This is a genomic window from Nocardia barduliensis, from assembly GCF_013315795.1.
Taxonomy (GTDB): domain Bacteria; phylum Actinomycetota; class Actinomycetes; order Mycobacteriales; family Mycobacteriaceae; genus Nocardia; species Nocardia barduliensis.
In genome coordinates this window covers 1-10003 of the sequence record NZ_JABLTE010000176.1, presented here as the reverse complement: position 1 = coordinate 10003, position 10003 = coordinate 1, and the positions used below count along the sequence as shown (strand labels likewise).

The window sequence follows — 10003 nt, the reverse complement described above, 5'->3', positions numbered from 1 at the left end:
CTCCGGACCAGCTCCGCACGGCGCTGCAACGGAACTAGCGGCAAGCGGCGCTCCACTGCGCGTGGGCGAAATAGGCGGCTAACGCCGAGGCGGCACGTCGAGTTCGGTGTCCGGCGTCCTGGCGTCTTCGGGGGCGGGGGCGGCGGTGTGGATTTCGAGGACCGGGTTGGTGTCCGGCGGCAGCTCGGGTAGATCGGTGCGGGTGTCAGTGGAGTCGGGGTGGGAACCGGAGACGTCGCTGTCGGTCCAGCAGACCGTCGGCTCCCTCATACCGCGCAGCACGATGGTGTCGTAGAACGTCCACTTGGCGCTTTCGTGCTCGGCGGCGGCATTGATCACCGCCTGGCTCACCAGGATTCGCCGCGGCACCTCTTTGGCCGCCGTGGTGAGGCGGGCGGCCTCGTTGACGGCGTCGCCGATCACGGTGAACTCGAGCCGGGTATCGGAGCCGACGTCACCGGCGAAGACCGGCCCGCGCGCCACGCCGATCCCGATGTCGAGCTCCCCGGCGGCGATCACCTCGTCGCGGATGCGGCGTGCCGCCCGCAGAGCCGGGGTCGCGTTGTCGCGCAGCGCGATCGGTGCTCCGAAGACGCACAGGGCCGCGTCGCCCTCGAACTTGTTGACCAGGCCGTTGTTCTCCTCGGTCGCCGCGACCACGGTCGCGAGCAGCCGGTTCAGCTTGGCAACGAACTCCTGCGGCGGCAGCCCCGTGGACAGTTCCACCGAGCCGGTCACGTCGACGAACAGCGCCGACACCTCGCGTACGTCGCCGGTGAGGTCGGCCCCGCGGGCGAGCGCGCGCTCGGCCACCTCCGTCCCGACGTGCCTGCCGAACACCTCCCGCATCCGCTCCCGCTCGCGCAGGTTCGCGGCCAGTTCGTTGACCGAGTGCTCCAACCGGCCGATCTCGCTGGTACTGCCGATCGGCACCCGGGCGCCGAGGTCGCCCTGGGCGATCCGGTCCAGCGCGCGGCGCAGCGTGCGCATCGGCGCGGCCACCGAGCGGGCGAGGAACGCGGTGGCCAGCGCGCCGACGCCGATGCCGACCGCGGACAGGTAGATGGCGGTGCGGACCCGGTCGGGTGCGGCCGCGGCCGGGTCGGCCAGCACGACGATCAGCATGAGCAGCGGAAGCGCCGCCGCCACCGCCCAGGTCAACACGACCCGCACCAGGACCGAGGCACTCCAGTGCATCGTCCAGCCGAGTACCCCGGCCACCACCGGGATGGTCGGCCGGATCAGCCGGTCCACGATCAGGAAGGTGACCGCCGCCGATTCGAAGGCGCCGATCGTGAACAGCGCCGCCGTCACGCCGGGGTCGTTGTCCGGGCTCAGATGCGCGAAGGTCACGGTCGCCACGATCACGCCGGGAATCCAGAGGGCCAGCGCGCGCATGCTGATCGCGATGGGCAGCAGCAGCAGGCGGCGCGCCTCCACCTCGGTCGGTTTGCGCCCGGCGTCGAGCCAGCCGAAATACACCTTCCGGTCGCGCACCGCGAGCATGATGCCAACCAGGAACCCCACCGCCGGGTAGATGCCGACGAAGACGAGTGCCCGCAGCCAGTCCGGGCCCAGCCGGCCGAGGAATCCGTTCAGCCACAGCTGGGTGACGATCACCGCGAGGCCGCTGAGGTTCGCCGTGGTGACCAGCGCGGCCAGGCCACCCCGCGCTTTGAGTGCCCAGACGATGAGCTTCGCGATCATCGGAGGCGCGACCCCGATCGACGAGGCCCGCCGCTGGGCCCCGGCTCCGGTGCGGTGGCGCCGAGCGGCGGGGCGATGCGCCAGGCGGCGACGAGGAACACGAACGAGCAGCATAGGACCAGGACGACCGGCGCAGGCGGTTTCCCGGTCATCTCGCCCCCTTTTCGTCCTACTCCCCGTCGACTCTAGGCGTTCACCGCAGCACCACCAGCCAGACCGCCGCGTAGTGGGTCAGTGCCGCGAGCACCGTGGCCGCGTGGAAGAACTCGTGGTGGCCGAAGACGTCCGGCCACGGGTTGGGCCACTTGGTGGCGTAGAGGATCGCGCCGCCGCTGTAGAACAGGCCGCCGATCAGCAGCAGGATCAGCGGCGCGATGCCGATCTGGTCGTTCAGCTGCCCGGCCACCGGCACGATGGCCCAGCCGAGCAGCAGGTAGAGCGGAACGCCGACCCAGCGGGGAGCGGTCGGCCACAGCAGTTTGAGCGCCACGCCGGCCAGCGCCCCCGCCCAGACCACCGTCAGCAGCGTCTGCCCCGTGCGCCCGGGGAGGCCGAGCAGGGCGAAGGGGGTATAGCTGCCCGCGATGAACAGGAAGATCATCGAGTGGTCCGCTCGCTTCATCCGGATGCGGGCGCGCGGGGTGGGCCAGGTCACCCGGTGGTAGACCGCGCTGACGCCGAACAGCCCGCACACCGTGAGGCCATAGATCAGCGTCGACCATGCGGCGGTCGCCGAGACCGTGGTGGCGGTGGCGATCAGCACCACGGCCGCGATCGCGGCGACGCCGACCGCCCAAGTATGGATCCAGCCCCGCAATCGCGGTTTGACCAGCGCCTCGGCGAGCGCTTCACTCGCCGAATCGGGGACCGCCGTAACCGGTGCCGCGTCGGACACGAGTACCTCCTGGTAAGGCGCGGTCGCGCGGGGCCGAGTCGGGGACGGGACGAGCCGCTGGCTAACCCGTCGGTAACCTACGCAACCGTAACTTGTGGGCTCACGGCCACTGTACCGGCGTATCGCGGTCGATGCCGGGATCGTGTCGTCGAGGCGTAGGGTTGCCCGCGTGGAACTTCCGAGTCAGGTGCGGGGTCTGCCGTATCGCATCTACGAGGCCCGGCTGTCCAGGCAGCTGGCCGGCAAACAACATCCCCGGCATGTCGCGGTGATGTGTGACGGCAATCGCCGGTGGGCGCGGGAGAACGGTTTCACCGACGTCAGTCACGGGCATCGGGTCGGCGCGCTCAAGATCGCCGAGTTGGTCGGCTGGTGCGCGGCCGAGGGCATCGAAATGGTGACCGTCTACCTGCTGTCCACCGAGAACCTCCAGCGCGATCCGGACGAACTGGAGACGCTGTTCGAGGTGATCACCGACGTGGTGGAGGAGCTGTCCGCGCCGGAGCAGGACTGGAGCGTGCGCATCGTCGGCTCGCTCGACGGCTTCCCCGAGCTGATCGCCAAGCGGCTGCGCACCGCGGCCGAGCGCACCGAGGGACGCGATGGCGTGCACGTCAACGTCGCGGTCGGCTACGGCGGCAGGCAGGAGATCACCGACGCGGTGCGCTCGCTGGTCCGCCAGGAGATCGCCGCGGGCGAGACCGGCGAGGACCTGGTGCAGTCGATCACCGTCAACGCCATCGGCCAGCACCTTTACACCTCCGGCCAGCCGGACCCCGACCTGGTCATTCGCACCTCCGGCGAGCAGCGGCTGTCCGGCTTCCTGCTGTGGCAGAGCGCATACTCGGAGATCTGGTTCACCGAGGCGTACTGGCCGGAGTTCCGCCGGGTTGACTTCCTGCGGGCGCTGCGCGACTTCGCCGCGCGCCATCGCCGTTTCGGCGTCTGATTCGATCTTGGTGGGGTGAATCCGGCTCGACGTTCGCCCTTCTCGCGTACCGTGCGGTCTCATGAGCTCGTTCGACCACCGGTCCGCCGAAGCCGTGCCGCACGGATCGGGCGACTCGATCAGCTATGCGGAGTTCGGTAGCCGTTTCGTGGAGTACGCCGCCTCCGAGGAGCGCATCCGCGGCGCGTTCGATCAGTTGACCGGCACCGCATTCGATTTCGGGCCGATCGGGGTGGGCCCGGCGCGGCTGGCCAAGGTGACCGCCGAGGTCCAGCTCGGCTCGGCGCGGCTGCGCCGCCACGGCGGGGAGCCACTCGCCTTCGAGCTGATCATCCCCCTGGACCTCGACCTGCTGCTGGACCTGGCGGTCGACCGGCATCGGTTCCACGCCGAGGGCACCGTGCACCTGCACCTGACGGTGCGCACGGCCGCTCCGCTGCGGGTGGTGATCGACATCGCCGAGCCGCGTCCCGGCGACGTGCGCGTCGACGTTGCCGCCGCCACCAAGCGCGGCCAGCTGCTGCGCATCCTCGCCAGCGTCGACCACGAGATCAGGCGTTTCGTCGCCCGCTACGTCTCCGCCGAGATCCGTAAGCCGCACATCGCCGCGGTCCGCGATATCGATGTGGCCCGGCGCCTGGACGAGGCGTGGAAATTGTAAGCGAATTCACAATTTCCGCAGCCGCAGCCGATTGATGCTGTGGTCGGCGTCCTTGCGCAGTACCAGGGTCGCGCGCGGGCGGGTGGGCAGAATGTTCTCCACCAGATTCGGCCGGTTGGTGTTGTTCCAGATCTCCTGGGCGGCGGCGGTCGCCTGCTCGTCGGTGAATCCGGAGTAGTGGTGGAAATGCGCGTTCGGATCGGCGAAGGCAGTGTTGCGCAGGGTGAGAAATCGTTGCACGTACCACTTCTCGATGTCCTCGATGCGCGCGTCCACATAGATCGAGAAGTCGAACAGATCCGAGACCATCAGGCGCGGACCGGTCTGCAAGACGTTCAAGCCCTCCACGATCAGAATGTCGGGCTGGCGCACGCAGTGCAGCTTGCCCGACACGATGTCGTAGGAGATGTGCGAATACACCGGTGCGCACACTTCGGCGGCGCCGGATTTCACCTCGGTGACGAATCGCAGCAGCTTGCGGCGGTCGTAGCTCTCCGGGAAACCCTTGCGGTGCATGATGCCGCGCCGGGTGAGTTCCGCGGTGGGATAGAGAAATCCGTCGGTGGTCACCAGGTCGACCCGCGGGTGGTGGTCCCAGCGCGCCAGCAGCGCCTGGAGCACGCGCGCGGTGGTCGACTTGCCCACCGCGACGCTGCCCGCGACACCGATAACGAAAGGAACCTGCTGGTCGGGATGGGTTTCGCCGAGGAAGGTCGCGGTCGCGGCGAACAGCCGCTGACGCGCGGCCACCTGCAGGTGGATGAGACGAGCGAGCGGGAGATAGACCTCGGCGACTTCCTCGAGATCGATCTGTTCTCCGAGGCCGCGCAGGCCGATCAGCTCTTCCTCGGTGAGCACCAGGGGAGTCGACTTACGCAGGGTTCGCCACTGTTTCCGGTCGAATTCCACGTAGGGACTCGGCTCGCTCATTCGTGCCACTTACCCGACACTCCGTTTCGGCAAACACGCACAGTTACCGTGCGGATCCGGTGAGATTCGGTCTAGCTGTCGCCGCATAGCCGAATTCTGCTCCGCGTCACCGTCGTGGGATGAGCGGGGTACCACTACCGGTTGGTAACCGACTCGATGAGCCAGGTGCGAGCCGCTAATGTCGGCTGGCATGGAAGCGCATCCGCTCGTGACCGAATACCTGCGGCTCGGCCTCGCCTTCGACCGGTTGGAGGAAGGGTTCGTGGACGCCTACACCGGCGATCCCGCGCTGCGCCGCGAGGTGCGGAACGCGCCCGCGCCGCAGCCGCGGGAGCTGGCCCGGCGGGCCGCCGAGTTGCGCGCCGCGGTGCCGGAGGCCGGATTGGCGCCGGAGCGCGCCGAATTCCTCGACGTGCACCTGCGCGCGCTGGAATGTTCCGGGCGGAAATTCGCCGGAGACGACATCGGGTTCGTCGCGGAGGTGCGCGCGTACTTCGACGTCGACATCGCACCCGGCGACGTGGACGACTACCGCGACGCGCACCGGCAGATGGACGAGGTGCTCGCCGGGGACGGGCCGCTGGCCGAACGGGTGGCCGCGCATCGCAAGGCCGACGAGATCCCGCCGGAGCGACTGCCGGCCTGCGTGGAGGCGTTCTCCAGCGCGCTGCGCGAGTTGGTCCGCGCCCGCTACCCGCTGCCCGACCACGAGCACGTCGCCTACGAGGTGGTCGGCGACAAGCCCTGGTCCGGGTTCAACTACTACCTGGGCAACTACCACTCCCGGGTCGCGATCAACTCCGACCTCAAACAGCACATGGCACACCTGCCGCAGCTGATCGCGCACGAGTCCTACCCGGGGCATCACACCGAGCACTGCCGTAAGGAGGCCGGGCTGGTCGCCGCCGGGCAGGCCGAGCAGACGCTGTTCCTGGTGAACACTCCGCAGTGCCTGATGGCCGAGGGCCTCGCCGATCTGGCGCTGCGCTCGATCGTCGGGCCGGGGTGGGGCAAGTGGGCGCAGGAGATCTACGCGGATCTGGGGCTGCGCTTCGACGGCGAACGAGCCGAACGGCTTTCGAACGCCTCCGCCAAGCTGCTGGGCGTGCGCCAGGACGCCGCGCTGCTGCTGCACGACCGGGGACGCACCCACGACGAGGTCGTGGAGTTCCTGCAGACCTGGAGCCTGACGACGCCGGAACGGGCGCGCCAGTCGCTGCGGTTCCTGTCCTCGCCGCTGTGGCGGGCCTACATCTCCACCTACGTGGAGGGGTACCGGCTGCTGGGCGGATGGCTCGATCGCGCGGTCGACGCCGGAGACCGGGCCGATCGCTTCCGCAGACTGCTCGACGAGCCGCTCACACCCGGGGCGGTGCGCGCCGCGGCGTAAGCGCTACTGGATCACCGCGCAACCCTGCCCGCCCGCGGAGATGCTGCACAGCAGCAGCGAGAGGGTGCGCAGCAGCGCCTCGACGGGGGAGTTGGGTACCGAGACCAAGCCGACCATGTTCGTTCCTTCGTCAGGTGATCGTGAACTCTCACCAGGGAAACCGGTCGGCGCACCACCGTTCGTTACGGCTCGTCTCGCCCCATGAATTCGGGGCGGGCGCGGATCGGGACCGGTCGGGTGGGTCGTGCTATCGCGCCGGTTGCCCGGTCGTCGCGGCCGCACTGGCCGAGTCCGAACCCGGGGTACAGGCCGCGGCGGGCGAGGTCTTCGCCGCCTGGCACGAACGCCTCGGCGCGGCGCTCGTCGCCGCGGGCGTGCCCGCCGAGGAAGCCCGCTCCTTCAGCAGTTTCGCGTTCAGTGCGATGGAGGGCGCCATCGTCCAGGCGCGGGCGATGAAGTCCACGCGGCCGCTGGAGGACGCGCAGCGGCAGCTGACGGTGCTGTCGGCGCACTATCTGCCGGAGGGCGGCGGGTCGCGCTGAATGTCCCGGCGGGCGCGCGAGGGTGGCGTAGGTCACGACCCCGGGGTGGCGTGGCCCGCTGTGCTGACGGAGGGATGAACCCCCTGCTCGAGGGATCGCCCCCCGGCCCATAGACTGAGGCCGTGACGCAGACGACCGCCTCTGTCAATTCCCAGTCTCTCGGTGAGCTCGATCCGGAGCTCGCTGCCGCGATGGCAGGCGAACTCGCCCGCGAACGCGACACGCTCGAGATGATCGCCTCGGAGAACTTCGTGCCGCGCGCGGTGCTGCAGGCGCAGGGCAGCGTGCTCACCAACAAGTACGCCGAGGGCTACCCGGGCCGGCGCTACTACGGTGGCTGCGAGCACGTCGACGTGGTGGAGACCCTCGCGCGCGATCGCGCCAAGGCGCTGTTCGGCGCCGAATTCGCCAACGTGCAGCCGCATTCCGGCGCGCAGGCGAACGCCGCGGTGCTGATGTCGCTGATGGATCCGGGCGACAAGCTGCTCGGCCTCGACCTCGCGCACGGCGGTCACCTGACCCACGGCATGCGCCTGAACTTCTCCGGCAAGCTGTACGAGGTGCACTCCTACGGGGTGAGCAAGGAAGACCACCGCGTCGACATGGACGAGGTGCGCGAGATCGCTCTGCAAGCGCGTCCGAAGGTGATCGTGGCGGGCTGGTCGGCCTACCCGCGCCACCAGGACTTCGCGGCGTTCCGCTCGATCGCCGACGAGGTCGGCGCGTACCTGTGGGTGGACATGGCGCACTTCGCCGGTCTGGTCGCCGCCGGTCTGCACCCCTCGCCCGTGCCCTACGCCGACGTGGTGTCCTCGACCGTGCACAAGACCCTCGGCGGCCCCCGCTCCGGCCTGATCCTGGCCAAGCAGGAGTACGCCAAGAAGCTCAACAGCGCGGTGTTCCCAGGCCAGCAGGGCGGCCCGCTCATGCACGCCATCGCCGCCAAGGCCGTCGCGTTCAAGATCGCCGCGGGCGAGGAGTTCAAGAACCGGCAGGAGCGCACCCTGTCGGGCGCGAAGATCCTGGCCGAGCGGCTCACCGCCGCCGACGTCAAGGACAAGGGCGTCAGCGTGCTCACCGGCGGCACCGACGTGCACCTGGTGCTGGTCGACCTGCGCAACTCCGAACTCGACGGTCAGCAGGGCGAGGACCTGCTGCACGAGATCGGTATCACGGTGAACCGCAACGCCGTTCCGTTCGACCCGCGTCCCCCGATGGTCACCTCCGGTCTGCGGATCGGCACCGCCGCCCTGGCCACCCGCGGCTTCGGCGACACCGAGTTCGCCGAGGTCGCCGACATCATCGCGGGTGCGCTGGCCGGTACCGCCGACCTCGACGCGCTGCGCGCCCGGGTGAGCAAGCTGGCGCAGGACGTTCCGCTGTACGACGGCCTGGAGGACTGGCGCCTGCTGGGCTGATCCGCGCACCCGCTTCGCACATCCGCCGCTCGTCGGATGTGCGGAGCCGGGAGCGTCGGTCGCGACAATCGCGCTCGGGGGCTCAGGAGCCCGGTATCTCGATCCCTCTGGCGGCGGCGAGTTCGGTGAGTTTCTGCATTTCGTCGATGGCGACGGCGACATAGACGCGCAGCACGTCGTCGTCATCGCGCCGCAGCAGGTATTCGTAATCGCTGTCGGTGAGCATCGCGCCCGCCGCGTCGAAGAAGTGCCATCGAACGTGCAGGCGGGTGATGCGCCCGGTGAGCTCGACCTGCCCCAGCAAGGTGTGGTCGACCCGCGCGAGTCCCAGCGCTCGATACAAGGGATAGGACTGGCGCAGTCCCTCCGCCATGTCCGCGCGGGAAGACAGCGAGCCGACGAATCCGTCGCCGACGATCGTGCCCGGCGTGCCCCACAACGCGGTCGAGCGCTCGGCGTCGAACGAGCTCAACGCCTGCTGATACTCGACCAGGAATGCCTCGATCTCGTCCCGAGTTGCCATGGCATCAACCTACGAGCCGACGCGGCGATCCGGAACTACCGATCCATGCGCGCTTTCGCCCGCACGATCGACTCATCGAGGTATCGGGCGATATCGGCGCTGGTACCGGGACGGATCATCAGGGCGCGATTGGCGGGCACCTCGCAGTAGCGGCCGTCGGTCGTGTCGATCCAGCGCAGGCGGCCGGTCCGCAGCGGTGCGTCGTTGCGCGGGCCCAGCAGCACGACGACGGTGCCGCGCGTGGTGCACGACTGCCGCCAGAAACGCCGGTAGCGTTCCTTGGCTTGGCTGGCGGGCGCGTTGCCGAACAGATCGGGGCGATTGTCGTTGAGATCATCGAGCAGGAAGCTTTTCTCACCCACCGTTCCGGCCGGTGCTTCCGGCAGCAGGCGCACCACTTCGGTGGCGAGCTGGTCGACTCGGCAGCGGCGCAGCCGGACCCGGCCACCGTCGGGCGCGGGTGATTGCACGGCCAGCACACCGGATCCGCTGCGTGTTCCGCAGGCGACGGCGCGCAGTTCGACGCCCTCGCGCGTGTTGTCGTAGCCGACCAGTTCGATGCGCCAGTCGGGGCCGGCCAGCGTGGCGATCGCGCCGCGCAGGGGCAGCCGCTCGGCCTGGTCCAGCTCGGCGCGGAACTGCCGCTGGTACTCCTGGTACTCGTGCAGGCCGGGGAACCGGCTGGTGAACCGGAACGGGAAGGGCATCCGATCCAGGCCGGTCGCGAACCATGCCGCGGCGAACTGCTCGGCCGACAGCGACCACTGCGCCATCACTTCTCTCCGAGGGCGGGCGGCACGGTCGGTTGCACTTCGCCGAGCAGTTCCTTCGCGTGTTCCTCGGTGCGCAGGTACTTCGGCGACTTGTGTTCGTCGTCGTCGGTGCGCCTGCCGCGGATACCGGGCGGGACCATGCCCGAGTAGCCGGGGACGCCCGGCGCTCCCGGGCGTCCCGCCGGAGCGGACGGTGTCTGGGACGCGGCCGGGGC

Annotated in this window: 10 protein-coding genes and 1 pseudogene; 5 read left to right on the top strand and 6 right to left on the bottom strand. The window is 69.5% G+C overall.

Going from position 1 to position 10003, the window contains the following annotated elements; translation table 11 throughout:
- Nucleotides 1-78: 78 nt before the first annotated feature.
- Together HOV91_RS37120 and trhA are read right to left on the bottom strand one after the other, a co-directional pair.
- The gene (locus tag HOV91_RS37120; protein ID WP_174189882.1) at nt 79-1707 is read right to left on the bottom strand and encodes an adenylate/guanylate cyclase domain-containing protein; all 1629 of its coding nucleotides are present in this window, start codon (nt 1705-1707) and stop codon (nt 79-81) included.
- Nucleotides 1708-1900: 193 nt separating this feature from the next.
- Entirely contained in the window at nt 1901-2602 is a 702-nt protein-coding gene (trhA, locus tag HOV91_RS37115; RefSeq protein ID WP_438822724.1) for a PAQR family membrane homeostasis protein TrhA, read from the bottom strand.
- A 169-nt stretch (nt 2603-2771) separates the two neighbouring features.
- Between trhA and HOV91_RS37110 the strand changes: the two genes are divergently transcribed.
- Together HOV91_RS37110 and HOV91_RS37105 are read left to right on the top strand one after the other, a co-directional pair.
- Nucleotides 2772-3551, top strand: coding sequence for an isoprenyl transferase (locus HOV91_RS37110; RefSeq protein WP_174189881.1), 780 nt, complete (start codon nt 2772-2774; stop codon nt 3549-3551).
- Nucleotides 3552-3612: 61 nt separating this feature from the next.
- Nucleotides 3613-4212 (top strand): hypothetical protein, encoded by a 600-nt coding sequence (locus tag HOV91_RS37105; protein WP_174189880.1) that lies wholly within the window; start codon nt 3613-3615, stop codon nt 4210-4212.
- Nucleotides 4213-4218: 6 nt separating this feature from the next.
- On the opposite strand, the gene coaA is transcribed toward HOV91_RS37105, so the two are convergent.
- Nucleotides 4219-5151, bottom strand: a complete 933-nt coding sequence (gene coaA, locus HOV91_RS37100) for a type I pantothenate kinase (protein WP_063051178.1) — start codon at nt 5149-5151, stop codon at nt 4219-4221.
- A 181-nt stretch (nt 5152-5332) separates the two neighbouring features.
- On the opposite strand from coaA, the gene HOV91_RS37095 reads away from it, so the two are divergent.
- The 3 genes from HOV91_RS37095 to glyA all read left to right on the top strand — a co-directional run bounded on the left by HOV91_RS37095 (nt 5333) and on the right by glyA (nt 8492).
- Nucleotides 5333-6532, top strand: coding sequence for a DUF885 domain-containing protein (locus HOV91_RS37095; protein WP_174189879.1), 1200 nt, complete (start codon nt 5333-5335; stop codon nt 6530-6532).
- A 140-nt stretch (nt 6533-6672) separates the two neighbouring features.
- Nucleotides 6673-7074: an LmrA/YxaF family transcription factor gene (locus HOV91_RS37090; protein ID WP_174189878.1), complete on the top strand. Its 402-nt coding sequence runs from the start codon at nt 6673-6675 to the stop codon at nt 7072-7074.
- Nucleotides 7075-7196: 122 nt separating this feature from the next.
- Nucleotides 7197-8492: a serine hydroxymethyltransferase gene (gene glyA, locus HOV91_RS37085; RefSeq protein WP_174189877.1), complete on the top strand. Its 1296-nt coding sequence runs from the start codon at nt 7197-7199 to the stop codon at nt 8490-8492.
- A gap of 82 nt (nt 8493-8574) precedes the next feature.
- Here the strand turns inward: glyA and HOV91_RS37080 are convergent, their stop codons facing one another.
- The 3 genes and pseudogenes from HOV91_RS37080 to HOV91_RS37070 form a co-directional block, all read right to left on the bottom strand.
- Nucleotides 8575-9015, bottom strand: coding sequence for a DUF6841 family protein (locus tag HOV91_RS37080; RefSeq protein ID WP_174189876.1), 441 nt, complete (start codon nt 9013-9015; stop codon nt 8575-8577).
- A 35-nt stretch (nt 9016-9050) separates the two neighbouring features.
- Nucleotides 9051-9788, bottom strand: coding sequence for an ESX secretion-associated protein EspG (locus tag HOV91_RS37075; RefSeq protein ID WP_174189875.1), 738 nt, complete (start codon nt 9786-9788; stop codon nt 9051-9053).
- A pseudogene (locus HOV91_RS37070) lies at nt 9788-10003 on the bottom strand (hypothetical protein); the annotation flags it as partial. The pseudogene HOV91_RS37070 and the gene HOV91_RS37075, both read right to left, overlap by 1 nt.